Origin of the sequence: Herbaspirillum sp. 1173 (genome assembly GCF_031455335.1) — a bacterium.
Taxonomy (GTDB): Bacteria; Pseudomonadota; Gammaproteobacteria; order Burkholderiales; family Burkholderiaceae_D; genus Herbaspirillum; species Herbaspirillum huttiense.
This window is the reverse complement of sequence record NZ_JAVDSP010000014.1, coordinates 1-24,606: the sequence shown is the minus strand read 5'-3', so window position 1 is coordinate 24,606 and position 24,606 is coordinate 1. Positions and strand designations below refer to the sequence as shown.

General features: G+C 63.7%; 18 protein-coding genes. 10 read left to right on the top strand and 8 right to left on the bottom strand.

Features of this window, described 5'->3' with window-relative positions; translation table 11 throughout:
- Nucleotides 1–7: 7 nt before the first annotated feature.
- From pelG to J2X56_RS26010, 7 genes are all read right to left on the bottom strand, one after another.
- Nucleotides 8–1,378, bottom strand: coding sequence for an exopolysaccharide Pel transporter PelG (gene pelG, locus J2X56_RS26040; protein ID WP_134136983.1), 1,371 nt, complete (start codon nucleotides 1,376–1,378; stop codon nucleotides 8–10).
- Between the two features lie 11 nt (nucleotides 1,379–1,389).
- A complete protein-coding gene (gene pelF / locus J2X56_RS26035; RefSeq protein WP_409025232.1) occupies nucleotides 1,390–3,015 on the bottom strand; it encodes a GT4 family glycosyltransferase PelF in 1,626 nt (541 codons plus the stop codon).
- Nucleotides 3,012–4,076, bottom strand: a complete 1,065-nt coding sequence (locus J2X56_RS26030; protein ID WP_121040586.1) for a hypothetical protein — start codon at nucleotides 4,074–4,076, stop codon at nucleotides 3,012–3,014. Before J2X56_RS26030 ends, pelF begins: the two co-directional genes overlap by 4 nt.
- Nucleotides 4,066–5,556, bottom strand: a complete 1,491-nt coding sequence (locus J2X56_RS26025) for a PelD GGDEF domain-containing protein (protein WP_310163972.1) — start codon at nucleotides 5,554–5,556, stop codon at nucleotides 4,066–4,068. The genes J2X56_RS26030 and J2X56_RS26025 overlap by 11 nt, the downstream gene beginning before the upstream one ends.
- A gap of 11 nt (nucleotides 5,557–5,567) precedes the next feature.
- On the bottom strand, nucleotides 5,568–6,197 hold the full coding sequence (locus tag J2X56_RS26020; RefSeq protein WP_227022773.1) for a penicillin-binding protein activator LpoB: 630 nt from the start codon (nucleotides 6,195–6,197) through the stop codon (nucleotides 5,568–5,570).
- A 140-nt stretch (nucleotides 6,198–6,337) separates the two neighbouring features.
- Nucleotides 6,338–10,432 carry a tetratricopeptide repeat protein gene (locus tag J2X56_RS26015; RefSeq protein WP_310163968.1) on the bottom strand — a complete coding sequence of 1,365 codons (4,095 nt, stop codon included), beginning with the start codon at nucleotides 10,430–10,432 and terminating at the stop codon, nucleotides 6,338–6,340.
- Nucleotides 10,362–13,346: a bifunctional glycoside hydrolase 114/ polysaccharide deacetylase family protein gene (locus J2X56_RS26010; protein ID WP_134136987.1), complete on the bottom strand. Its 2,985-nt coding sequence runs from the start codon at nucleotides 13,344–13,346 to the stop codon at nucleotides 10,362–10,364. Before J2X56_RS26010 ends, J2X56_RS26015 begins: the two co-directional genes overlap by 71 nt.
- A gap of 543 nt (nucleotides 13,347–13,889) precedes the next feature.
- Here J2X56_RS26010 and J2X56_RS26005 point away from each other — a divergent pair.
- The 5 genes from J2X56_RS26005 (at nucleotide 13,890) to J2X56_RS25985 (ending at nucleotide 17,728) form a co-directional block, all read left to right on the top strand.
- Nucleotides 13,890–14,636 (top strand): GntR family transcriptional regulator, encoded by a 747-nt coding sequence (locus J2X56_RS26005; protein ID WP_034334379.1) that lies wholly within the window; start codon nucleotides 13,890–13,892, stop codon nucleotides 14,634–14,636.
- Nucleotides 14,637–14,701: 65 nt separating this feature from the next.
- Nucleotides 14,702–15,484: a transporter substrate-binding domain-containing protein gene (locus J2X56_RS26000; RefSeq protein WP_121040592.1), complete on the top strand. Its 783-nt coding sequence runs from the start codon at nucleotides 14,702–14,704 to the stop codon at nucleotides 15,482–15,484.
- A 204-nt stretch (nucleotides 15,485–15,688) separates the two neighbouring features.
- On the top strand, nucleotides 15,689–16,360 hold the full coding sequence (locus J2X56_RS25995; protein WP_034334375.1) for an amino acid ABC transporter permease: 672 nt from the start codon (nucleotides 15,689–15,691) through the stop codon (nucleotides 16,358–16,360).
- The gene (locus J2X56_RS25990; RefSeq protein ID WP_034334373.1) at nucleotides 16,357–17,013 is read left to right on the top strand and encodes an amino acid ABC transporter permease; all 657 of its coding nucleotides are present in this window, start codon (nucleotides 16,357–16,359) and stop codon (nucleotides 17,011–17,013) included. Before J2X56_RS25995 ends, J2X56_RS25990 begins: the two co-directional genes overlap by 4 nt.
- Nucleotides 16,994–17,728, top strand: a complete 735-nt coding sequence (locus J2X56_RS25985; protein ID WP_088755038.1) for an amino acid ABC transporter ATP-binding protein — start codon at nucleotides 16,994–16,996, stop codon at nucleotides 17,726–17,728. Before J2X56_RS25990 ends, J2X56_RS25985 begins: the two co-directional genes overlap by 20 nt.
- A 115-nt stretch (nucleotides 17,729–17,843) precedes the next feature.
- Here J2X56_RS25985 and J2X56_RS25980 read toward each other — a convergent pair whose 3' ends face one another.
- A complete protein-coding gene (locus J2X56_RS25980; RefSeq protein WP_209569373.1) occupies nucleotides 17,844–18,389 on the bottom strand; it encodes a hypothetical protein in 546 nt (181 codons plus the stop codon).
- Nucleotides 18,390–18,690: 301 nt separating this feature from the next.
- Between J2X56_RS25980 and J2X56_RS25975 the strand changes: the two genes are divergently transcribed.
- The 5 genes from J2X56_RS25975 (at nucleotide 18,691) to puuE (ending at nucleotide 24,378) form a co-directional block, all read left to right on the top strand.
- Nucleotides 18,691–19,749 carry an adenosine deaminase gene (locus J2X56_RS25975; protein ID WP_134136988.1) on the top strand — a complete coding sequence of 353 codons (1,059 nt, stop codon included), beginning with the start codon at nucleotides 18,691–18,693 and terminating at the stop codon, nucleotides 19,747–19,749.
- A 442-nt stretch (nucleotides 19,750–20,191) separates the two neighbouring features.
- The gene (locus J2X56_RS25970) at nucleotides 20,192–20,932 is read left to right on the top strand and encodes a GntR family transcriptional regulator (RefSeq protein WP_034334381.1); all 741 of its coding nucleotides are present in this window, start codon (nucleotides 20,192–20,194) and stop codon (nucleotides 20,930–20,932) included.
- Nucleotides 20,933–21,155: 223 nt separating this feature from the next.
- Entirely contained in the window at nucleotides 21,156–22,607 is a 1,452-nt protein-coding gene (locus J2X56_RS25965) for an NCS1 family nucleobase:cation symporter-1 (protein WP_121040597.1), read from the top strand.
- 39 nt (nucleotides 22,608–22,646) lie between these two features.
- Entirely contained in the window at nucleotides 22,647–23,381 is a 735-nt protein-coding gene (locus J2X56_RS25960) for an aspartate/glutamate racemase family protein (RefSeq protein ID WP_121040599.1), read from the top strand.
- A 64-nt stretch (nucleotides 23,382–23,445) separates the two neighbouring features.
- Nucleotides 23,446–24,378 (top strand): allantoinase PuuE, encoded by a 933-nt coding sequence (gene puuE / locus J2X56_RS25955; RefSeq protein WP_121040601.1) that lies wholly within the window; start codon nucleotides 23,446–23,448, stop codon nucleotides 24,376–24,378.
- Nucleotides 24,379–24,606: the final 228 nt, after the last annotated feature.

Genomic DNA, 24,606 nt, shown 5'->3' with positions numbered 1-24,606 from the left:
GCCGCGCTCATTGCAGCATGAAGGTCTCGTACTCCAGCAGTTCCAGCTTGCGGGTGAGCAGCACGAAACCGGCCAGCACCACCACGAACACCGCCAGCGCAAATCCGAAACCGTAGAAGGTCGGACCCAGGTGCAGCGAGAGCGCGGTGAGCGCGAAGTTGAGCACCACCAGTCCCCCGCACAGGCCCAGCACGATGCGGCGCTTGTCGAGATAGAAGAAGACGTTGAGGATGCCCAGCAGCACCACCTGCAGGCTGGCCGCGATGACGTCGATGTAGAGCAGCGGCAGGTAGAGCGTGGAAATGCCCAGCCACTTCAGGATGGACTCACCCGTCACCATCAGCAGCAAAGTGGTGATGGCCTGGATCTTGATGATTTCCAGCAGGCCCAGGCGCACCGTTTCCACCATGCCGTTGCGGTGCTTCTCGATGGTTTCGAGCGAGGCACCGGTGCGCACGGCCTCGTAGAAGGCATCGTAGTCCTCGACGAAATCGGTCTCCATGCGCAGCAGGAAAATGGCCATGCCCGGAATGATCGAAAGGTAAGCCAGGAACACCGGCAGGTCATAGATCACCGAGGCGCGCAGCGGACCGATGATGGCCTGGCTGGTCTCGGGCGTGTACCAGAACATGGCCTTGTCGATCCAGATCGCGGTGTTGTAGAGCAGGCCGATGGCCATGAGCGAGGGATAGAGTTTCTTGCGCTCATAAAACTCGAAGGAGATGAAGCGGTCCGACGGAAAATTGCGCAGGATCAGCGCCATCATCGCCATCAGCAGCACCGCCTGGCCGATCACGAATCCGCCCATCAAACCCTCCAGCCCCAGCGGACGCAACAGCAGCGCCGCCACCACCGTGATGGCATAGCCGAGCGCATAGATCCAGAAGATGGCCTTGTACTGCTTCATCCCCGACAGGAAGATGGTGGCGATCCAGATGTTGCACATGATGATGAAGGCCGCCAGCAACAGCAGCCGGTACAGCGCACTCTGCTGCGGGAACAGGAAGGCCACCGCCAGCAGGCCCAGCACGCCCCCCACCACCGTCACCGCCATCGACACCGAATGGAAATTGGGCAGAATGGCGTGATTGTCCTTCTCGAACAGACGGTCCGCTGCGAAGCGCGTCAAGGCCAGCTGGAAAATGCCGGTGAAGATCAGCGACAGCGAAATCACGTAGGTGATGCTGACCTGGAATTGCACGATGGCCAGCTTGGGCATGTTCACCGTATAGCTCACCAAACCGATGACCAGGATGCCGACGATGGACATGATCCACGGCCCCGAACTGATCAGGGCCGCATAGGAATACGCCTGCATCAGCGAGAGCAGGCTGTCGCGCTTCAATATCTTGCGCAGTTCAAAACCGATACCGGCCATGGCGGTCCTCGTCAGTGCCGCACCGGGCAGCGCAACGGCTGTCCGGATGCGGCGTCGCTGTCCGGCCCACCCTGCGCCAGCGAACGCTGGTACAGCTCACGGTAGGCACCGAACATCATGTCCTGGGTGTAATAACGCTCCACGCGCGCAATGCCTGCGGCCTGGGCCGCGTGCCAGCGCTGCGGATCGGTCAGCAGTTTCAATGCCGCGTAGGCCAGCGCCTGGGGCTGGGCGATGCCGACCACATCCCCCGCTGCGCCCAGTGCCTGGTCTTCTTCCGACAGTCCATACAGCAGCTGGTGGCACGATCCCACATCGGTGGCAACGGCCGGCACACCGGCCGCAAAACCTTCCAGCAGCACCAGTGGCAAGGCCTCGCTGATGCTGGAGAGCACCACCAGTCCGATCTTGGGCATGAGCTCGTCGATCTTCTGAAAACCGAGGAACTTGACCTTGTCGGTCAGGCCCAGGCCATCGGCAATCGCATGGCACTCACCGGCATAGGCCGGGTCTTCATCTTCCGGTCCGGCGATCCAGGCTTCGGCCTCCGGATACTGGTTGACCACGGTACGCATGGCACGGATGAAGGTCTTCACATCCTTGATCGGCACCACCCGGCCCAGCAGGCAAAGCACCGGCGGAATCTTCTCGCTGCGCAATGCGCGCAGCTTGGACAGGCGCGGCAGGTCGATGCCGTTGGGGATATTGCGCGTGCGCTCGGCCGGTGCGCCGTCATGGATCTGGCGCAGGCGGTTGGTCTCGTAGAGCGCGACGATGTCGTTGGACGCCTGGTAGCACAGCCGGCCCAGCGCCTCGAAGAAGCGGATCCACATCTCGCGGAAGTAGGGGATCTGCGAGGCATCCTTTTCGAAGACGTTGCGGTTGTCGCGGATCCACTCGCTCTGGAACAGGTCGATCTTGCGTTCCTTGGTGTAGATGCCGTGTTCGGAAAGGATCAGCGGACGGCCGGTCTGCATCTTCATCAGCGCCCCGAGGAAGCCCGCGTAACCGGTGGAGATGGTGTGATAGCAGCGCGCCGGGATCAGCTGGCGCGCCACGCGGGCCAGGGTCCATACCGGCTGGTGCATGATGCGCACGGTCCAGAAGTAATCGACGAAGGACGGATCAGTGCAGAAGATGCGGTATTGCGAAGCGAGGTAATCCCAGGAACGCTTGCTGAAGAGGAAGGTGTCCTGGTCCATCTTGCCCCCATCTTCCATCATCGGAATCAGCTCACCCAGTTGCGCCACCAGCGCCGAATGCGAGGTGGCATCGGTGCGATCGTAGGCGCGGAACATGGCATGCAGTTCGTCGATGCGCTCGAAGGCGGCTGCATCGCCGCGCGAACGCACCACCTGCGTCGCCGAGAGATGTTCGTGGATGAAGTGCGTTTCCAGATGGACCACGTTGTCCGGCAGTGCGTACTTGGGGGTGCCGTAATCCTCGGGCCGACTGCCGATGAAGCACAGGCCGAAACGGATCTCGGGAAAACCCCGGATGATCTGGTTGACCCAACTTGACACGCCACCGCTCACATACGGGAAGGTCCCTTCCAGCAGCAGCATGACGTCGCAGTCCTTGGCGCGGCGCTGGTAGGACGCATCGCCGGCGACCGGTTTGACGACAGGCGCATTCATCGGCGGCCTCCGCCAGGACGGCCCGCAGGCGCGGGACTGAAGGTGTCAGGCCGGTTGGCAATGGTGCGCCGGCCATGGCGCCAGTAACGGTGCAGCTGCGGCTGCGAGGACACGCTGGGATCGTATTGCATTTCGATGAAGAGCTTGCGCACTTGTTCGTAGTCGTGTTCGAGGAAGCTGAGTTCGGCCAGGTAAGGCAGGAGACGCACGCGCGAAAAACCATATTCATGGGCGCGCTGCATGGCCTCGGCGGCGTCGGCCACGTTGCGGTTGGCCAGCTCCATGCGCGCCAGCATGAACCACAGGCCCGGCTGGGCGGCATCGATCTGCAGCGCCGCCCGGGCGTGCTCGCGCATCTGGGTGTAGGAGTAGTTCAGCAGGTCGCCCTGCACCAGGTTCTGGTAGATCAGTTCCTGATAGAGCTCGGCCACCTGCTGATGCAGGATGCTCAGGGTCTCGGGGTCGGAGACGGTCTTGAGGTGGTTGCGCATGTCGACGATGCGCTGGGTGATCTTCTTTTCCTTGCCATCCAGGATGCCGTAGGCCAGCAGCCGCACGTCGTCCGCCGGATCGCCCAGCAGGCTGCGCAGCGAAGCGCCGCTGGCGCGCGTGGGCGTGCTCTGGATCGCCACCAGTGCATTGAGCCGCTTGTCCACGGGCGTGGCGACGTTGCCCAGCTGCGCCCGCACGCGGTTGCCGGAAAAACCGCTGCCCTCGCGCCTGCGCGCAGTGACGAAGGCCGGCGCCTGGCTGGTATCGAAATGGTCTTCCGGTTTGTCCTTGGGCCAAAGCACGGCCACCAGCAGCGCCACCACGGCACACAGCACGCCGCCGATGGGAATGAAGAAATTGAAGAAGAACAAATACAGCAGCAAGGCCGTGCGCGGACGCCGGTACTGCGGCGGGGCCACCTGCGCGATGGCCAGCGCGAACAGCGCCGAGGAGGCCAGGTGCAGCAGCAGATAACCGGAGAGTACGCCCAGCCCGTTGCCGCCCTGCAGCAGCAGGGCCACGGAGGCGGTCTCGAAACTCAGACCGGCAGCGGAGAGTTTAAGCAGCACAGCGTTCCACCAGGTTGATCAAGAGGCGCATCGGCTCATCGCTGCCCAGCGCAGCGGTGTGCGCAGCGGCGAAGTTGGCCAGGGACTTGTTGTCGAACTGCGCGTGCGAAGCGGTCTCGATGCGCATCAGGTAGCCATCCACCGCTGCCGGTCCGGCCAGCGGCAGCAAGGTCATCAACACGTTGCGGCCACCGGCCTTGTAGGTCCAGATCACATCGGCGGCGCGCTTCAAACGGCGTACCTGATCGTACATGTCGCGCGAGAGTTCGTCGTCACCGAACACCAGCGCCACCAGCGAGGAATCGATGTCGGTGCTGCGCTTGAGACGATGCAGGCGCACCAGGTCCACCGCCAGTTCCGGCGGGCAGGTCGGCAGCTGCTGCAGGATGGCGCGGGCGCTGTCGCCCATCTCGATGCCGTCGGCGTAGTAGTCGATGAGCACCGACATCAGTTGCAGCGTGTCTTCGTTGAGGGCCAGGAAGGGCAACTGCTCCACCACCAGCAAACCGAACTGGCGGCCCTCGTAGTTGCGCAAGGGCGCACAGACCAGATAGCGGCTCTGGTTGCGCAGGGTCTGGTTCAGGCTCTCGGTCTGGATATGGCCCAGCTTCTGCTGCGTCAGGCAATAGCGCACCAGCGGATCGTCGGCCGCCAGCGGCGTGACCTTGCCCACGCTGGCCACCGCCTCAGGCAGGACGTGGCCGTGGACATCGCAGGCAAATACCGAGGCCGACTCCACCTGGCAGCTCTGCACCAGGATCTGCAGGAAGGCATCCGGTGCCGGCATGCGTCCCGGGTCCAGCAGGTATTGCGTGAGCGTGAGGGCGCGCATGCGGTCCAGCGATTCACGCAGGGTCAGCGGCTTGGATAGCAGGTCCTGTTCCAGCCGCTCATGCGACAGGCGCAGCAGGAAGTGATTCTTGGTGAGCATGGTCAGGCGCTCTTCCAGGTAGGCATTCACCCCGCGCAGGCGGCGGCTGCGCGCATTCCACACTTCGGCGAACTGGCCGCACAGCAGCGTCAGCACCAGCCCGCCCAGGAAATAGGCTTGCGGAAAGGCCTGCGCCGCCGACACCACGGCCTGCGCCTCATCCTCATGATGGCCATGCATGAGCAGATACCAGCCCCCCAGCATGGTGGCCACCGCCACCACGCCCAGCGTGCTGCCGTAGCGCATGGCAAGGATGGCCGGCATCAGCCACAGCCAGGGGAATTGCGCCTCCAGCCCGAACGGATCCTCCGGCGCCAGCCACCAGGCCACACCCAGCGCGGCGGCCACCAGCGCAATGGTCTCGACGATGCGCAGGGCCGCCTTGCGCGGTGATCCGCTGTCGGTATCGAAGCGCGTAAACAGGCGTGACCAGAACTTCTGGCGCTTCTGCGCCGCCGTCGGTGCCGGACGCGGACTGGCCGCCCACGGCTGGCCGCCGCCGGGACGTCCGGAGACCGGTGGTGCAGTGGGCCGTTGGCTGTCGTTCACGTTCTCTCCCATCAGGGGCGCTGCATCTCGGGTGTGGCGGACTCGGCCTGCGCAGCAGCATCCGCGGCATTGGCCGCATTGACGGCCGCCGAGGTCCGCGCCAGCGCGCGCAAGGGCGACAGCAGGCTGCGCATGAGTTTCTGCGCCACGGCCGACAAGGCTTCGCGGCTCCAGCCACTCTTCGCGCCGGCCGCTGCCCAGACCACCTTGCCACTGGAGACCTCGATCAGCTGCAGCGTCAGGCCCACCGCCGGCTCGCCATCGATGCCGACCTTGTAGCGCCATTCATCGACGCTGCCGGAGAGTGCATAGGTGATGTTCTCGCTGCGTGCCCAGTCGAGGGCGGCATCGAGCTGCTTGCGGTCCATCGGTTCGAACAGGGTTTCATTGTTGAGCGACGCCGGATAGCGGCGCAGCTCGGCCAGGCCATTGGCGCGCAGGATGCTTTCCGAGATCGACTCGGCACGCAGTCCGGCCTGCGGGGTCTCGGTGTGATTGGCAAAGGGCAGCAAGCCCCAGCGCGCATCGGCCGGCACCACCGGCGCGCGGCCGATGTCGGTGGTGGAGCAGGCGGCCAGGCCCAGGGCCAGTACGGCAGCGCTGCCGAGTTTCAACAGCGTGGAGCGGATCTTGTTTGTCATGGTGGTCACCTTGGAGCAATACGCGGCCTTTCGCGGCCATAGATTAATGAGGACTGATTCATCGATTTCATTGATCAATCAATGTCGACACGGTACGGACAGCGAGGCCTTCACCTGCGGTTTCAATTTCAGATTCATATTCAGTAGAACCATTTGTAGAGCACATTCAATTCAAACCCGCGCTGCGGCGTGTTGGGCGTGGCGCTGGTGCTCTGCGCCGCCACCGACAGCACGTCCTGTCCCAGCACGCTGCCGGCCACCCCGGCGCGCAGGTTGCGGCCCCAGCCGATGTCGGAAGTGCGGGTCAGGCCGAACTCCGCATAAGGACGCCAGGCGCGCGTGTAGGCATTTTCGATGACGGTGCCGGCCCCCAGTGCCACACCCCACGAGCGCGCATCCAGCGGCATGTAGCGGAAGCCGGCCGGATCGTTGCCGGCCGGGACCAGGCGCGCGATCTGGCTATCGCTGGCACCACGGTCACTGAACCTGGCATCGTTGACGAAGCCGCGCAGGGTCAGGTTGGGATACTCCACGCGCAAGTGCGTCCCGATTTCGGCATTGAGGGTGCGGCCATTGCCGAGCGCCGTGCCGGATTGCGTCTGGTAGCGCTGCAGGCCGCCGCCCAGGCGCAGGTATTCGGTACGGCTCAATTGCAGATTCAGGTTCAGTTCGCCGCCGCTGCGCCGTCCGCCCACGCGGATCAAGGCCGAATCGATGGCCGCCAGGTTCAGCCCGCCATTGCCGGAGAGCGTGAGCTTGGGCGTGAGCTGCTGCGAGAATTCCAGGCGCAGGCCATTGAAGGAAGTCATCGCATCGCGGTGCTGCAGGCTGGCGCTGACGAAGCCATCCTCGATGCGACGGCGCAGGGTGAATTCGAAGAGCCGGTCCACCGCCGGCACATCACCCAGCAGAGTCGTGTCGTCCACGGTCTGGTGCCGTTCGGTGTAGCCGAAGGAGAAGCGCGTGCCCGGCGTGAGCGCCACGCCGGTGTTGAGCGTGAACAGCTTGGTGGCCAGCGGGAATTCGCGCGTGGCGGTGTAGCCCGCCGAGAAGCGCGGCGGCTCATCGGTCACCAGGCCGGTCAGCCGTCCGTGCAGTTCATCGTCAGCGGGCAGGCGTTCGAGCTGGTCGAAGGCCAGCGTCTGTGCCAGGCCGACGCGTCCGGCCACGCGTGCCGCTTCGACGCGGTCATACATGGGCAGCCAGTCGGCCAGGTTGTCCAGCATGGCATTCAAGCGCTGGCGATCATCGTTGCCCAGGGCCATGGCCAGCTCGCCCCACAGCGGCTTGTCGAGCTGTCTGGCAAAGCGCGTGGCCAGCCAGGTGCGGGCCAGGTCGGACTGGTTCTGGTTCATCGCATAGGCCAGCGCCAGTTCGCGTGCACCGGATGACAAGCGGGCATCATCGCCCGGGCGCTGGCCGGTGTCGGTGGTAGGCGCAAACAGTGCTGCCGGCCCCTCGGCCAGTTGCGCTGATCGCACCTCATCCTGGCTGCGCTGGACGGCATCGCTGCGCGCGGCTTGCTGCATGTCCTTGAGCAGGGCCGGGCCGTTGGCGGGGTTGGACTGGCCGTCCGGCCGCGGTGGCAGCGTCACATCGCTGCGCAACAGTGCGCGCATGACGCGGGCGCTGTCATCGGCACTCATGAACAGCGGTGCCAGCGCCGCCAGACGATCGCGCCATTCATGCAATTGCCCGGGCGGGACATTGCGCAGCAGTTGCGGATTGCGCACTTCCAGCCAGGCATGGCGGCGGATGCGCCAGGCCAGGTCGGGCTGGCCGGTGGCATCCAGCGCCTCGGCATAACTCATCAGCCACAGGTAATCGTCGTGCGGGAAGCCGGATTTGCGGAACCAGTGCAGCGCCTGGTTCTGCCGGTTCAGCGACATGTTCGCGGCCGCGTACGGTCCCCACAGTTGCGGCGTGGTCTCGGCATCATGGGCCCACATCGTCATGGCGCGATTGAGCAGTGCGGCATCGCGCGTGGCGATCAGTACCCAGAGGGTCTCGGCGCGCACATCGGCCGCGCGCGGTGCCAGCGACAGCGCCAGGCGCATGTCGGCACGCGCGCCCTCGAGATCGCGCTGCAATTGCTTGACCGAGGAACGCACGCTGAGGAAAGGAACGTATTTTTCCAATGCCGCATTCTGCTGCGGAGTCAGGCTGGCGAGGAAGCTGCGCGCGCCCTCCAGGTCATTGAGACGCAGGCGATAGGTCAGCGCCTGCACCGCGAAATTGGGAACGCCGGTGCGGTGGAAACCGAACTCGGCCAGCTCGGCGGCGGCGCGTGGTTCGCGGTCCTGGATCACCACCATCATGTTGCTCATGTCGCCTTCGGCGGCCTGGTCTGCGGCCAGCAGGCGGTCATAGCCGATGCGCGCCTCTTCATTCAGACCCATGTAGCGCGCCACTTCCGCATAGGTGCGCCAGAAGTCGGCATTACCGTCCGGTGCCACCCTGGCGGCAGCGCGCAGCACTTCCAGCGCATCGTCCAGGCGGCCACGCAGATACAGGGGATTGGCGGTCATCAGGGCGTTCGCGGCGGAAGGGCCGAACTCCTCGCGCTGGCGGCGCAAGGTCGCCAGCGCAGCATCATCGCGGCCCATGCGCAGATACAGCTTGGCCAGCGCTTCCATCGTGCCGTTGCGCTCGGTGGCGGCGTCGGGAGTGGGGGCCGGCTTGCCGCGCAGACGCTCTTCCAGCAAGGCGGCGGCGCGTTCGGGCTGGCCGATGTTTTCGTATTGCGCCACCAGCAGGTTGACCCACTGCGCATTGCCGGGCTCGACCTGCATCTTGTGCTGCAGGGCCTCGACCAGCATGTCTTGTTCAAAGGTCCCGGCGGCGGCACGCAGGACGTTGTCCCATGCCGCCTCGTCACCCGACAGGCGCGCATAGGCCAGCCATTGCGGCGTGGCCTGTTCCGGCACACCGCTCCATTCGGAGACCTCGGCCAGGCGCTTGCGCCAGGCCGCGTCATCGGGGCGCTGGCGCACCGCCGATTGCGCCAGCAGGCGCGCATCGATCAGGTTGCGATTGGCCAGGAAGACGTTGTAGGCCAGCGTGTAGATCTCCTCATCGAAGGGCAGCCTGGCCAGCGCGCGGCTGGAAGCCACATCGGCCGCCGAGGGCTGGTTCTCCCCGGCCACAGGCAGCAGGCGGCCCTGCTGCATCGCGCGCTGCAGTTCATTGTGCAGGCGCCGAGGATGGTGCAGCAGCGATTGCATCTGCTGCAGCGACTGCCGGAAGTCCTGCATGGACACGGCCACCACGCCCCCCTGCCCGGCCCGCGCAGCCGCCAGCGGCGACGGCGCACGCGCCATCGACAATTGCAGCAACTGCTTCACGTAACGTTCGGCGGCATCCGGGCGATTGGCCGCCTGGGCCAGCCGCGTCAGGTACAGCAGCACGGTCTTGTCATTGGCCAGCGGACCGAGGTTGGCCTCGGCGGCGGCCAGCGCTTCCTGGTAGAAGCCGCCGGCCTGCAGGGTCCGCATCGCATCGAGGAAATTCTCGCGGCGCGCCGCCAGCGATCCGGCATGTTGCATGGCCAGCAGGTAGAAGGCCGCGCTGCTGTGATAATCGCCCACGCCCAGACTCTGCTGGCCCAGGCGCACCGCTTCGGTGTAGGACATGTCGGCCGTGCTGCGATCGGCCAGCAGGCGCGCGAAGGCAGCGCGTGCGGACTCGCCGTCACCGAGTGCCAGCGCATCCTGCGACAGCGTCAGCCATTGCTGCGCAGTGAGCGGATAGGTCATCAGCACATTGAGCTGTTCGCGCAACTGCGCCAGCAAGAACGTGCGCTCGGGCGCATCCTTGGGCAGAGCGAAGACTTCCTGCTGGCGGATGCGATATTCCAGCCAGGCCGCCGACAGGCGCGCCGCGGCGCTGCTGTCCAGCTGCAGCAAGGCCAGTTGCGCGCGCGCCTCACCGAACTGGCCGAGGTCGATCATCTGCTTGACCAGCTCGGCACGCAGCGCCGCATTGCCGGGCTGGGCCTTGAGGAAGACCTTGATGTACTCGACCGTCAGCTGGTCGGATTTGCCGCTGGCATTGGCCACTTCCAGCCGCTGCTGCAGCGAGACCTTGGGATAGACCAGGGCGAGCACCGTCCCGACTGCCAGCGCGAAGCCGGCGATCGTCCAGGGCGAGAACAGCCTGGCCCGTTCATAAGGTGCATTGAACGAGTACCAGGTGCCGTGTTGTCGCGAGCGGGGCGGTTGCGGAGCCGATGTCATATTGATGAACTGCAGTCTTGCCGGTGAAATTGCGGTACCACGTCTGGCCGGTGATGCTGACCGACTTGCCCTTGGCCAGCGCCACGCCATTGGCGGTGGCAGTACAGGCGCGCGCGCCGCTGACGCTGAAGGTCGTCACGCCATTGGCGGTGAGCGAAAAACGCAGCTCGGCCTTGTTGCCGTTGATGCTGCGCTGGAAATCACCGACCTGGCCGGCCGCTTCCAGCAGCATGGGCAAGGCCGGCGACGCATCGGATGGCTCGCTGCTGCTGCGCTGGCGGATGCGCACTTCGCCGGCCGACGTGATCAGGTAACGGCCACTCGGGCCCGGCGCGATCCCGGCGATGCCGGGCTGTGACAAATCCACGTCAGGCGCATCGGCCGGGATGCGCAGCGTGCGCAGATACTCGCCGGTGCGATACACCAGCGTGCCATCGGCGGTGCGGGCGATGCTGGTGTTTTCGAAATCGATGACCTTGCGGATGTACTGCGAGACGTACAGCCGCGTGAACGGCTGCGCCTCGGCCCAGCGGTGGATCTTGTGCAGGGCCGCCACCGAGGCGGGCTTGGTGCCGGCGTAGAAGTGGTAGTAGATGTCCACCGCCTTGAAGCGGACCGGCTCGCCGGTCAGTTCATAACTTTCTATGGCGCGCTCGAAACCGTAGAAGGGACCGGTCCAGTTGCCGGTGTAGACATTCTCGTCCTGGTTGGGCGCGAAGACCTGGTACCAGCCCTGCTTGCGCACCCCCTGCGCGGCGATGTCGGTCCAGGTGTTGCGGCTCCTGGTGATCATGGTGTCGCCGCCGTTCATGTTGAGGAAACCGTCCAGATAGGTCTGGGCGATGGCCTCGGGCGGCGGCACGCAGTTGCCGGTCCAGAGGAAGACTTCGGCCTTCTTGCCCGGGGGCAGCAGGGTCTTGTTGATGTAGTCCATCGACCCCTTGATCTCTCGCTGCAGGTTGAATTTGTAGTTGGGGATGTCCAGCGTGCGCGAGGCATCGCCATCCATCTGGTTGATGTCCGCGGTACGCGTGTCATACATCGCATCGGCCCAGTTGAAGGGATGCGAGAAGGAATGGCTGGCCGGCTCAACATAAGGCAACGTGAACATCTTGCGCGCCAGCGCCGTGGTCTGCGCCGAGAGCTGCGGATAGACGCCCTGCGGGCTCAGCTCGCCCTCCACCACCGAGACCGTCACGGGAAAGCGGTAACGGTCCCAGATCTCCCGCTGCAGCACTTCGACCGCAAAGGGCGAGCCCGGATATTCGGCCTTGGAGGGAAACCCATCACCATCGAGGTGGCTGGTCTGGATGCGGCGGCCGCCCTCGGTGGTCACGTCCGGCACCGGAATGGCGGGCAGGCGCAGCGCGCGTTTGAGGAACAGCATGGGCTGCAGCACCCAGCGCGGCGGGTCCATCACCTGCAGCGTGGTGGTAGCGAACGGGGCCAGGGCGAAACCACCCCAGGGCATGATGGCGGCGGCATCGTAGATGTTGTTGCGGCCATCCTTCATGCGCAGCAGCGACTTGGCGGCAGGATCGGTCAGGCGCACCAGCTCCAGCTGCGTGCGGTCCACGCGCGGCTTGGTCTCGAAACCCATCAGTTCGGGATCGGCTTGTGTGACCTCCAGCTGTTCCGGCGCAGGGGCGGAAAAACTGGTCAGCCCCAGCATGCCGGCGCTGAGTTTGGTCATCTGGAAACCGAAGGCATTGAAGATGGCCACCGGCACACCTTCCTTGATGCGCTGCCCGATCCACGGGCCCAGGCGCTGGTGATCGGTACCGCTGCGGAACCAGGTCACCACGCCCGCATAGCGTCCGGCCAGTGGCTCGGTGGGCAGGCCCTCGCGGCCGACTTCACGGAATTCATAGCGCAAGCCGAGGTGATTCAGCTGGATGCCGAGGAAGCGCTGGGCCTCGGTGGTATGCAGGTCATCGCCCTTGGCCACATCCAGCAGCACCAGCACATTGCGCGGCACCAGTTCGACACTGGACACGCCCATGGACATCAGCGTGCCATCGGCCACCCAGGGCAGGAAGCCGTCGGCGCTGATCTTTTTGGCCGTCTCGCGCGCCAGGGCGCGGGCACCGGGCTGGAACGGGTCGACGTAATCGATGGCGATGGCCGGCAGGCGATAGCGGTCGCGGATGGTGCGCAGCTGGCCGGAGAGCCAGGCGCGGTCATTGTCGGTGACGGCACCATAGCTGCGGCGGCCGGCGTCGTAGCCGCGATAGAGCGATTCGGCAGCCACCGCATACGTCAGCGGTGCCACATCGGGGAACAGTTCGAAGCCGCGATTGAGAATCAGCTTCGCCTCCGGATAGCGGCGCTTGAATTCGCGCAACGTGGCGATCATGGCCTGCGTCTGGGCGGCGCGTTCGGCATCGGTCTTGGCAAAGAGCTGGTAGGAATCCAGCGTGTCGAGGAAGAAACCGCGCCAGCCCTGCGCCCACAAGGGCGCCACGATCTTGTCGAGGAAGAAGTCGCGCCAGCCGGGCGCGGTCTGGTCGATCACGCGGCTGCCCCAGGCGGCGTTGTCGCCCTTGAGCAGGCCGGGCGGCATCTGCTTGTAGTAAGGCCGGGAAGGCTGGACCTCGCCCAGCGAGACATAGGCAAACAGCTGGTGCGCCCCGTTGGCCGCACTGCGCGTGCGTGCGGCCGGGTCGCGCACGAAGGCCGGTTCCACCACGGCCACGTCAAAGGCCTGCAGGTCAGCCAGCGGGGGATTGGGGCCGTAATAGAAGGCGATCGAGGTGGGCGCGGCCGCCGTGGCCGCCGCCGGGTTCTGGGCCGGCGCTGCACCGGTCACCAGCGCCGCCGCGCTGGCGGCCAGGGTCCAGGCCAGCGCCCGCAAGGCGCGCCAGGTCCGGCCGGCTGTTTGTTGTATGGCTTGGCTTGCTGCAGAGCGCGGCACGGGCTCTCCCTGATGGATTTGTTATCAATTTGGCAGGCCGTATGAAACCACGGCTGCGGCATTGCGGAAATCCGGAAAATCCTGACATGGATGAGCTTCCATCCTTGTTCTTGTTAAATTTGCCGGATTTTCCCTGTGTGCTTGTTAGCAATTTGTATCAGATTCTAACTAGATTCAACTGCAAGTTTATTACTTGAAGGGAATTTCGATGTCTCTTGATGTGAATATTTTGACGCCCATCCAAGATAATCCGCTGCCTGAAAACGCCAATGCATTCATATTCGACAATGCGGCGCACAAAAGCAGGGCAGTCCAAACCCGCGTGTGGCAGGCTCAAGCGCACCAAAAGCAGGCAAGCCCTGCGCCCACTCCTTCATTTCGCCCATTTTGCGCCGCATCACCCGCCCTCCCGCCAGCGTGACCGCATTGCGACACCCCGCGCAAACCCTTGCCACACCGGCGTCTGGCCGCCAATAATCGTCGCGGCTTGTTGTATGCCAATCTTGTATATCAGCGTGGCACACAACTTGCTGATGAGGGGATATGAACACCGATCCTTCCGCCAAGTCGTCGTCGCAGATTGCGGTCCGCATCACCGAGGCCATCCTCGCCAAGCAACTGGCACCGGGGACGCGCTTGGGCGAGCAGCAGCTGGCCGACCTGTTCGGCGTCTCGCGCACCCAGGTGCGCGAAGCGCTGACCCGGCTCATGGCGCGTGGCATCGTCACCGTCAGTGCCCGGCGCGGCTGGTTCGTCATCGAGCCGACTGCTGAACAGGCGCGCGAAGCCTTCGAGGCACGCCGCGTGATCGAACTGGGGCTGTTGCGCCAGGCGCGGGTGCGGCCGATCAGCGCGCAGGCCATCGGCCAGCTGCGCGATCACATCGCACGTGAAGAGGCGGCCATCGCCGGGGCCGATGTGGGGGCGCGCAGCTATCTGCTGGGGGACTTCCATGTCTGTCTGTGCGAATGCCTGGGCAACTCGCTGCTGTCGGAAACGCTGCGCGACCTGACCGCGCGCACCACCTTGACGGCCATGCTGCACCAGTCGTCGGAGCAGGCTGAGGATTCGTGTTCGGAACATGTATTGATCGTCGAAGCGCTGGAACGCGGCGATCTGGAACGGGCAGAGCAACTGATGCAGGACCACCTGCAGCATGTGGAATCAGGGCTCACCCAGGTGCGCAGCAGCGATCCGCTGGAACCGCTGCGGCAGGCGCTGGCATCGGTGTCGCGGCAGGGGGCTGCGGGCGAGACCGGACTGCCACGCCAGGAAAGCAAACGGCCTTGAGCAGCACAGTACAGCACAGGCCACTCATCAACGTAGTCAACGACGTCAACCCAAGGGAAACTGCTATGAAACTGACCAAACTCCTGCTCGGCCTGATGGCCGGCGCCATGATGTTCTCCGCTTCGGCTGCCCGCGCCGACGCCCTGGACGATATCCAGAAGCACGGCACGCTGCGCGTGGCGGTGCCGGCCGACTTCCCGCCGTTCGGCTCGGTCGACAGCGACCTCAAGCCGCTGGGCTTCGACATCGACGTGGCCAACCTGATCGCCAAGAAGATCGGCGTGAAGGTCGAACTGATTCCCGTCTCCAGCGCCAACCGCATTCCCTACCTGACCACGAAGAAAGTCGACCTGGTCATCTCCAGCATGGGCAAGAACGCCGAGCGTGAGAAGGTGATCGACTTCAGCGCTGCCTATGCGCCCTTCTTCAATGGCGTGTTCGGCCCCGCCGACCTGCCGGTCAAGAGCGCCGCCGACCTGGCCGGCAAGACCATTGCCGTCACCCGTGGCTCGGTGGAAGACCTGGAACTGACCAAGATCGTGCCGGCCTCGGCCACCGTGAAGCGCTACGAAGACAACAACAGCACCATCAGCTCCTTCCTCTCCGGCCAGGTGCAGTTGGTGGCGACCGGCAACGTGGTGGCCGCCGCCATCATCGCCAAGAACCCGCCCAAGAAGCCCGAGACCAAGTTCCTGATCAAGGATTCGCCCTGCTTCATCGGCCTGAACAAGGGTGAGAAGAAGCTGCAGGACAAGGTCGACGCCATCCTGGCCGACGCCAAGAAGGACGGCAGCCTCAACGCCATCTCCCAGAAGTGGCTGGGCCTGCCGCTGCCGGCTGGCCTGTAATTTGCTGGTGTGACCGCACACCTTCGTGGTGTGCGGCATGACAGTTGCGGAAATCCACCAGTACAGTAGCAAGGCGACGGCAATACGGTCGCCCTAGAGCACCAATACAGTACCAATACGGCAGCAAACCAGTTTCACCCCGGCAGCAGGCAGGCGGACAACCCGGCAAACGCAGCATTTTCGAGGCAGGGCAGACACGACATCATGGCTTATCAATTCGATTTTCTTTCCACGCTCGACTACACCGACGTCATCGTCAAGGGTGTGGCGACCACCGCCGAGCTCATCGCCATCGGCGGCGTGCTGGGCGTGGCCGTGGGCATCTTCGGTGCCTGGGCACGCACGCAGGGGCCGGGCTGGCTCAAACCCATCGTCAGCGGCTATGTGGAGATCATCCGCAACACGCCCTTCCTGGTGCAGCTGTTCTTCATCTTCTTCGGCCTGCCTTCGCTGAACATCCACATCAGTGAAATCACCGCTGCCATCCTGGCCATGGTGATCAACCTGGGTGCCTACAGCACCGAGATCATCCGCGCCGGCGTACAAGCAATTCCGCGCGGGCAGATCGAGGCGGCGCAATCGCTGTCGATGTCGCGCGGGCAGATCTTCCGCCACATCATCCTGCGTCCGGCGCTGCAGAAGATCTGGCCGGCACTGTCTTCGCAGGTGGTCATCGTCATGCTGGGCTCGGCAGTGTGTTCGCAGATCGCGGTGGAAGAATTGTCCTTCGCGGCCAACTACATCCAGGGCCGCAACTTCCGCGCCTTCGAAGCCTACATCGTCGCCACCGCCATCTACCTGGTGCTGGCCATCCTGTTGCGCCAGTTGCTGCGCCTGATCGGCAACCACTTCATCACCGCCCGGAGGACCGCATGATCACGTTCACCACCTGGGACATCGTCCGCAACCTGATGCTGGCGTGGCGCTGGACCATCGTCCTGTCGCTGGTCACCTTCGTGCTCGGTGGCGCACTGGGCCTGATCATCCTGTTCATGCGCACTTCGCGCCAAAACTGGCTGCGACAAGTCGCCCGGCTCTACATCGAACTGTTCCAGGGCACGCCGCTGCTGATGCAGTTGTTCCTGGTCTTCTTCGGCATTGCGCTGTTCGGCATCGAAGTGCCGGCCTGGCTGGCGGCGGGACTGGCGCTGATGTGCTGGAGCGCGTCGTATCTCGCCGAGATCTGGCGCGGCTGCGTGGAAGCCATTCCCAAGGGGCAGTGGGAAGCCTCATCGGTGCTGGCCATGGGCTACTTCCAGCAGATGCGCTACATCGTGCTGCCGCAGGCTTTCCGTATCGCGATTGCACCGACGGTGGGATTTGGCGTGCAGATCATCAAGTCGACGGCGGTGACCTCCATCATCGGCTTCATCGAATTGTCCAAGGCCGGCACCGTCATCACCAATGCCACCTTCCGCCCCTTCACGGTGTTTGCCATCGTGGGTGCCTTCTACTTCGTGCTTTGCTGGCCGCTGTCCAAGTACAGCCAGTCTTTAGAAAGGAAATACAATGCCGCTCATCGCCATTGACAACGTCAAGAAACGCTTCGGCGACAACGAAGTCCTCAAGGGCATCAGCCTGGACGTCGAGCCCGGTGAAGTGATCGCCATCATCGGCAAGAGCGGTTCGGGCAAGTCCACGCTGCTGCGCTGTATCAACGGCCTGGAGAGCATCGACGAGGGCAACATCAGCGTGGCCGGTGCCAAGCTGGGTGCGAGCGAACTGGAGCTGCGCAACCTGCGGCTGAAGGTCGGCATGATCTTCCAGCAGTTCAACCTGTTCCCGCATCTCTCGGTGGGCCGCAACGTGATGATTGCGCCGATGATCGTGAAGGGCACGAGCGAAGCCGAGGCGATGGCCACGGCCAAGGCCAATCTGGAGAAGGTCGGGCTGGGTCACAAGTTTGATGCATTTCCGGACCAACTCTCCGGCGGCCAGCAGCAGCGCGTGGCGATTGCGCGCGCGCTGTCGATGAATCCGCAGGCGCTGCTGTGCGACGAGATCACCTCGGCGCTGGATCCGGAACTGGTCAACGAAGTGCTGACCGTCATGCGCGGCCTGGCCAAGGAAGGCATGACGCTGTTGATGGTGACGCACGAGATGCGCTTTGCGCGTGAGGTCTGCAACCGGCTGGTGTTCATGCACCAGGGCAAGGTGCATGAGATCGGACCGCCGGAGGAATTGTTCGGCAATCCGAAGACGCCGGAATTGCAGCAGTTCATCGGGATGACGCAGGGGGCTTGAAGCCGCCATATGTCAGACGGAGTCAGAAATGAAAAAGCCGAAGGTGCTCTCGCCTTCGGCTTTTTTTCGTTCAGGTCCTGCACGGATGTGGCTGACCATTGGGCCAGCCTGGGCGTTACCGCTCCACTTCACACACCTTCCGGTCATTCTCATAAAACACCACCGGCCCCGTCGTGAACCGTTCCTTGGGAATGGCCACCATCAGGTAATCCTTGATGCGATACGAAGCGCCGGAAGCCGGTGCGCGATAGAGATAGTTCAGACGCAGGGTGCCGTCGCGCAGACGCAGCGACAAGGGCGTGAAGACATGGGGACGTTCCGCCGCATCCGGCGCGGACATGCTGCGCGCCACCACCAGATATTGCTTGCGTTCAAAATGATCGGCCGAAGGACCGAAGGGACGCTTGTCGTTCATCACCGGAGCCGGCTGCATCCAGCGGTCCCACTCGGCTCGGCTGCGGATCAGGGCACAGAAAACCGGCTGGCGCTGCTCATCCCAGTTCTTCAGGAAACCCTGGTAGGAACCGCTCAGGACCGTCTTGTACGGTACCACCGTCGGATCCTCGGCTTCCGTCCACGGCATCATGGAACACCCCGACATGGCCACCAGTACGGTGCCACCCACGATCCACTGCATGCTTTCCCTGATCGACTTGCGCATTCGTTTCCCCCAAGAAGCTTAGCATTTAAACATGGCTTGCCCGATGCTGGCGAGATTTAGTTGCATCCCTGCCAAAGTCCCGCCCGGCGAGAGGCCGCAGCACTGCTGCTCAGAACTCACGCAGCCTCTTTGGTTCAGCGGCATACCGGCTTTTACCTTTGTGGAGCCAGGGCTGCGATTTGCGTGATAATGCGGGGTCCGGAAGGCGGCTATGCTGGCGCGGCGAAGTGTCGCGCGGCGCCCACGGGTCTGTTCCCGCGCCCGCCTTCCCTGTTTCTGCCATTTTTGAAGGGTCGTTTCCATGAGCTCAGCTGTCATTTCTTCCTCCGCTACCGGCGCCGCGCTGGACGGTTTCATCGCCGGCCTGCCGAAAACCGAACTGCACCTGCACATCGAAGGCACGCTAGAACCCGAGCTGATGTTCGCCCTGGCCCAGCGCAACAACGTCGCCCTGCCCTACGCTTCGGTCGAGGACCTGCGCGCGGCCTACAACTTCAGCGACCTGCAGTCCTTCCTCGATCTCTACTACGCCGGCGCCAACGTGCTGCGCACCGAGCAGGACTTCTACGACATGACCGCCGCCTACATTGCCCGCGCGCAAGCCGACAACGTGCGCCATGCCGAGATCTTCTTCGATCCGCAAACCCACACCGAGCGCGGCATTCCGATCGCTACCGTGTTCGCCGGCATCGCCGCCGCCCTGCGCGATGCGCGCCGTCGCGACGGCTTCGGCAGCGTGATGATCATGTCTTTCCTGCGCCATCTTTCCGAAGAAGATGCCTTCGCCACGCTGGAAGCGGCACTGCCGCTGCGCGAGCAGTACGCCGACCTGTGGCTGGGCATCGGCCTGGATTCCTCCGAACGCGGCAATCCGCCGGAGAAGTTCGAACGCGTCTACGCCCGCTGCCGTGAACTCGGCTTCCGCCTGGTGGCCCACGCCGGTGAAGAAGGTCCGGCCGCCTACGTGATCGGCGCGCTGGACGTGCTGCACGTCGAACGCATCGACCACGGCGTGCGCAGCGAGGAAGACCCGGCCCTGATGCAGCGCCTGGCGCAACAGCGCACCCCGCTGACGGTGTGCCCGCTGTCCAACCTGAAGCTGTGCGTGGTCAAGGACATGGCCGAGCACAACCTGGCGCGCCTGCTCGATGCCGGCCTGGCCGTCACCGTCAACTCCGACGACCCGGCCTATTTCGGCGGCTACATGAACGCCAACTACCACGCTGTCGCCCGCTCGCTGAACCTCTCGCGCGAGCAGGTGCTGCAGCTGGCCCGCAATGGCATCGACGCCTGCTTCCTGTCCGAAGAAGACAAGGCCACCCTGCACCAGGAGCTGGAACAGTACGCCGCCAGCCACTAGACCTGCCGCAGCTCGCAACATCGCGCCCGGCCATGTGCTGGGCGTTTTCATATCCCTTGCGGTCAAGCACGCTTCTTGCATAGGAGTTACAGGGGATTGGCGACGGTCCGGCCCGTCTTTTGCAGCGCGCCACCGGCACCATTGACCACCCGTTTTTGCCGCAATCGAACGCACGAATTGACAACAATTTTTGAAATCAAGATTACGCCATGCAGCATGCGGTACGCCATTGTTCACAAGGGAAGTTTGCCCCATCGGCGCTGCGCCGCAGCATCGAAAGTCGCGTCGGCGGTGACCCAAAGAGGGTCACAGGGCATTCTTTTTGGTGCAGAATGAGCCCCGTTTTGTTGCAAATCCATTTTCAGATTGTTGACGATCCATGCGCCTCGTTGTTGACCGGCAAGACCTTCCAGACAGTCATTCCAGCCAGAGCATGAGCATCATGAACAAAGCCAGCAAAACCGCACGCCCCCCTGCCGCCCCGGCCCGCGCCAGTGCGCGCGAGCGCGAAAGCACGGGAGCGGTCGAGGAAAGGATGTACCAGGACATCTATGACGCGATCATGGAACACCGCCTGCCGCCGCGTACCAAGCTGACCGAGCAGACCCTGTGCCAGATCTACGACACGGCCCGCCACACGGTGCGCAAGGTGCTCTCGCGCCTGGCCTCGGAGGGCATGGTGGATCTGGAAGCCAACCGGGGCGCTTTCATCGCCAGCCCTTCGCATGCGGAGGTGCGCGACATGTTCGAGTTGCGCAACATCCTCGAACATGCGGTGCTGGAGAAGGTGGGGCGCGAGGCGGGCACGCGCCAGATCGCCGGTTTGCGGCGCATGGTGGAGGAAGAGCGGGATTGCTATCTGAACGGTGACCGGCCGCGCTGGATCCGGCTTTCCGCCCAGTTCCACCTGGCGCTGGCGGAGCTGACCGGCAATGCGCTGCTGGTGGAGACGCTGCGCAAGCTGGTCTCGCGCACCACACTGATGATTGCCAAGACGGAGGCGCCGGGCCACAACGCCTGCTCCTTCGATGAACACGAGACCGTGCTGGAAGCGCTGGAAAAAGGCGATGTTGCCGCAGCCCAGTCGCATATGGCACATCACTTGCATTTGTGCGAGGACCGGGTACGGCCGGATGCGGATGATCAGTTCGATCTGCGTGCCGTGCTCGGCAAGGGACTGTGACCCACGGGCCGGCGCGCACACCCTGATTTTCCCGCCAGGGAGGATCAGGAAGATGGAAGAAGGAAGTGAGAAACAAACAGGGCCACGTCGCGCGGCCGAATGCAATACCGACCGTGTGACCACCACCATGCCGACAAGAGCATGCAGGAAGTCCGTTGAACAGCCCGGCTGCGGCCGGGCGTGATTCGTTTCACCCAACCTTTCTCTCTGATGGAGACCGGCCATGACTACCGACGCTTCCCCCTCCGCTGCACCCGGCGCCTATCTCGCCGGCGCCGACGATGCGCGCCTGACCAATGAAGACCTTGCCCCCCTGAAGAAACAGACCTGGGGTTCCTACAACATCTTTGCCTTCTGGATGTCCGACGTGCACAGCGTGGGCGGCTACGTGTTTGCCGGCAGCCTGTTCGCCCTGGGCCTCACCAGCTGGCAGGTGCTGATCTCGCTGCTGATCGGCATCAGCATCGTCTACCTGCTGTGCAACCTGGTGGCGCGTCCCAGCCAGGCGCATGGCGTGCCCTATCCGGTGATGAGCCGCCTGTCCTTTGGCGTGCTGGGTGCCAACGTCCCCGCGATGATCCGCGGCCTGATCGCGGTGGCCTGGTACGGCATCCAGACCTACCTGGCCTCGGCCGCCTTCGTGGTGGTGGTGCTGAAGTTCTTCCCGGAACTGAAGCCTTATGCCGATGTTCATGTGCACTCCTTCGCCGGCCTCTCCACGCTGGGCTGGGGCGGTTTCCTGCTGCTGTGGGTGCTGCAGGCGCTGGTGTTCTGGAACGGCATGGAGACCATCAAGAAGTTCATCGACTTTGCCGGTCCGGCGGTCTATGTGGTCATGTTCATCCTGGCGGGCTGGATGATCTACAAGGCCGGCTGGCAGAATGTCGGCCTGAACCTGGGCGAGATCAAGTACAGCGGCTGGGCGGCGGTCTCGGTGATGATCACGGCGATCTCGCTGGTGGTGTCCTACTTCTCGGGGCCGATGCTCAACTTCGGCGACTTCTCCCGCTACTGCCATACTTTCGCCGATGTGAAGCGTGGCAACTTCTGGGGCCTGCCGGTCAACTTCCTGGCCTTCTCGATAGTCACGGTGGTGACTACTTCGGCCACCATTGCCGTGTTTGGCGAACTGATCACCGACCCGGTGGAAACCGTCTCGCGCATCGACAGCACGACTGCTGCCGTGATCGGCGCGCTGACCTTCCTGACGGCCACCATCGGCATCAACATCGTGGCCAATTTCGTCTCGGCCGCGTTCGACTTTTCCAACCTCTCGCCCAGCCGCATCAGTTGGCGCGCCGGCGGCATGATCGCCGCCACGGCCTCGATCTTCATCACGCCCTGGAACCTGTTCGGCAATCCGGAAGTGATCCACTACACGCTGGATGTACTGGGCGGCTTCATCGGCCCGCTGTACGGCATCCTGCTGTCGGACTACTACCTGGTCAAGCAACGCCAGGTGAAGGTCGAGGATCTCTACACCATGCGTCCCGAAGGCCGTTACTGGTACACCAATGGCGTGAACCGTGATGCGGTCAAGGCGCTGGTGCTGGCTGCTGCCGTGTGCGTGGCCTGCGTGATGCTGCCGCAGCTGCGCAAAGCGGCGGACTTCTCCTGGTTCATCGGTGCGGCGCTGGGCGCGGTGTTCTACCTGATGTTCGCGCGCAAGCGTTGAGCGTCGCCGACCTGGACTTCATTGCATCAAGGAACAAGCATGCGCATCAAGCTGATCAATCCCAACACCACCATGAGCATGACCGAGGCCATGACTGCCTGCGCGCGTCAGGTGGCGGCACCCGGCACCGAGATCACGGGCGTGAGTCCGCAGATGGGGCCGGCCTCGATCGAGAGCCACTACGACGAGGCGTTGGCCGTGCCGGGCCTGCTGCAGGAAATCGAGCAGGGCGAGCGCGAGGGTGTGGATGCCTACGTGATTGCCTGTTTCGGCGACCCTGGCTTGTCGGCCGCGCGCGAGCTGGCGCGGGGACCGGTGATCGGGATTGCCGAAGCGGCGATGCACATGGCCAGTCTGGTCGCCCCGTCCTTCTCGGTGGTGACCACGCTGGCGCGCACCAGCGGCATGGCCTGGCATCTGGCCGAGCGTTACGGCATGCAGCGTTTTTGCCGTAACGTGCGCGCCTGCGAGATTGCGGTGCTGGAGTTGGAGAATCCGGCTTCCGATGCGCGGGCGCGCATTACCGACGAGTGCCGGCGTGCGCTGGCTGAAGACGGGGCCGAGGCCATCGTGCTGGGGTGTGCCGGCATGGCCGACCTGTGTGCGGCCATTGGCCGTGACATTGGTGCACCGGTGATCGACGGCGTGACCGCAGCGGTCAAGCTGGCGGAGTCGCTGGTGGCGCTGGGGCTGGGCACGGCCAAGGGTGGTGAGTGGGCGCGGCCCTTGCCCAAGGCTTATCATGGATTGCTCAGCGGTTTTGCACGTGTGTGATTTTTCCTGCGGCGCTGTGGTCGGGCGCTGCGATTTCCTTTCTTGACAGCCAAACGAAGAACTTATGTCACAGCAACAAACTTACCCTCGCGACCTGGCCGGCTACGGCCGCAACCCGCCGCACGCGCGCTGGCCCGGCCAGGCGCGGGTGGCTTTGCAATTCGTGCTGAATTATGAAGAAGGCGGCGAGAACTGCGTCTTGCATGGCGATCCGGCGTCGGAGCAATTCCTGTCCGAGATCGTGGGGGCGGCGGCTTATCCGGCGCGGCACATGTCGATGGAATCGATTTACGAATATGGGTCGCGGGTGGGGGTGTGGCGCATCCTGCGCGAGTTCGAGAAGCGCGGTCTGCCGATGACGATCTTTGGCGTGGCCACGGCCTTGCAGCGTTCGCCTGATGTGACTCAGGCGTTCCAGGAGCTGGGGCATGAGATTGCTTGCCATGGCTTGAAGTGGATTCATTATCAGAACATGGATATCGAGACCGAGCGGGCGCACATGCAGGAGGCGGTGCAGATCTTCCGTGAGCTCACCGGGAGCGCGCCGCTGGGCTGGTATACGGGGCGGGATTCGCCCAATACGCGGCAGCTGGTGGTGGAGCACGGGGGCTTTGCCTATGACTCCGATTACTACGGGGATGATCTGCCGTTCTGGACTGAAGTCGAGACCAGCGGTGGCGTGAAGGCACCACATCTGGTGGTGCCTTATACGCTGGATTCCAATGACATGCGGTTTGCTACGCCTCAGGGGTTCAATACCAGCGAGCACTTCTACCAGTACCTCAAGGATAGTTTCGACGTGCTCTATGAAGAGGGTGAAGACGCGCCGAAGATGCTGTCCATCGGGATGCATTGCCGCTTGCTCGGACGGCCTGGACGGTTCCGTGCCCTGCAGCGCTTCCTGGATTATGTGCAGTCACACGACAAAGTCTGGATCTGCCGGCGTATCGATATCGCTGAACACTGGAAGAAGACGCATCCATTTTCGGAGCGCTGATTTATTCTTTTTTGGAATTATTCTGTGCCGCCCTTGGGTTTTCTCCTTGGGCGGTATTTTTTTTGGTGTTGGTTTTACGGTTTGGGGTAGTCTGCACGGAATTTCTTCCTGCGCTCTAGCTTAATTATTTTCTCTCTCCGGTCGGAAGAACGCGCCGGGAGCGGCCCGGCAGCCGCTCACTTTTCTTGTCTCGCCAAGAAAAGTAAGCAAAAGAAGGCGACCGCAACT

What these genes read in the sequence shown, in the direction of transcription:
- puuE (WP_121040601.1), top strand. Translation starts at nt 23,446, where the DNA reads ATGTCACAGCAACAAACTTACCCTCGCGACCTGGCCGGCTACGGCCGC.
- J2X56_RS25965 (WP_121040597.1), top strand. Translation starts at nt 21,156, where the DNA reads ATGACTACCGACGCTTCCCCCTCCGCTGCACCCGGCGCCTATCTCGCC.
- J2X56_RS26005 (WP_034334379.1), top strand. Translation starts at nt 13,890, where the DNA reads ATGAACACCGATCCTTCCGCCAAGTCGTCGTCGCAGATTGCGGTCCGC.
- J2X56_RS25985 (WP_088755038.1), top strand. Translation starts at nt 16,994, where the DNA reads ATGCCGCTCATCGCCATTGACAACGTCAAGAAACGCTTCGGCGACAAC.
- J2X56_RS25995 (WP_034334375.1), top strand. Translation starts at nt 15,689, where the DNA reads ATGGCTTATCAATTCGATTTTCTTTCCACGCTCGACTACACCGACGTC.
- J2X56_RS25975 (WP_134136988.1), top strand. Translation starts at nt 18,691, where the DNA reads ATGAGCTCAGCTGTCATTTCTTCCTCCGCTACCGGCGCCGCGCTGGAC.
- J2X56_RS25960 (WP_121040599.1), top strand. Translation starts at nt 22,647, where the DNA reads ATGCGCATCAAGCTGATCAATCCCAACACCACCATGAGCATGACCGAG.
- J2X56_RS26020 (WP_227022773.1), bottom strand. Translation starts at nt 6,197, where the DNA reads ATGACAAACAAGATCCGCTCCACGCTGTTGAAACTCGGCAGCGCTGCC.
- J2X56_RS25990 (WP_034334373.1), top strand. Translation starts at nt 16,357, where the DNA reads ATGATCACGTTCACCACCTGGGACATCGTCCGCAACCTGATGCTGGCG.
- pelG (WP_134136983.1), bottom strand. Translation starts at nt 1,378, where the DNA reads ATGGCCGGTATCGGTTTTGAACTGCGCAAGATATTGAAGCGCGACAGC.
- pelF (WP_409025232.1), bottom strand. Translation starts at nt 3,015, where the DNA reads ATGAATGCGCCTGTCGTCAAACCGGTCGCCGGCGATGCGTCCTACCAG.
- J2X56_RS25970 (WP_034334381.1), top strand. Translation starts at nt 20,192, where the DNA reads ATGAACAAAGCCAGCAAAACCGCACGCCCCCCTGCCGCCCCGGCCCGC.
- J2X56_RS26000 (WP_121040592.1), top strand. Translation starts at nt 14,702, where the DNA reads ATGAAACTGACCAAACTCCTGCTCGGCCTGATGGCCGGCGCCATGATG.
- J2X56_RS25980 (WP_209569373.1), bottom strand. Translation starts at nt 18,389, where the DNA reads ATGCGCAAGTCGATCAGGGAAAGCATGCAGTGGATCGTGGGTGGCACC.
- J2X56_RS26015 (WP_310163968.1), bottom strand. Translation starts at nt 10,432, where the DNA reads ATGACATCGGCTCCGCAACCGCCCCGCTCGCGACAACACGGCACCTGG.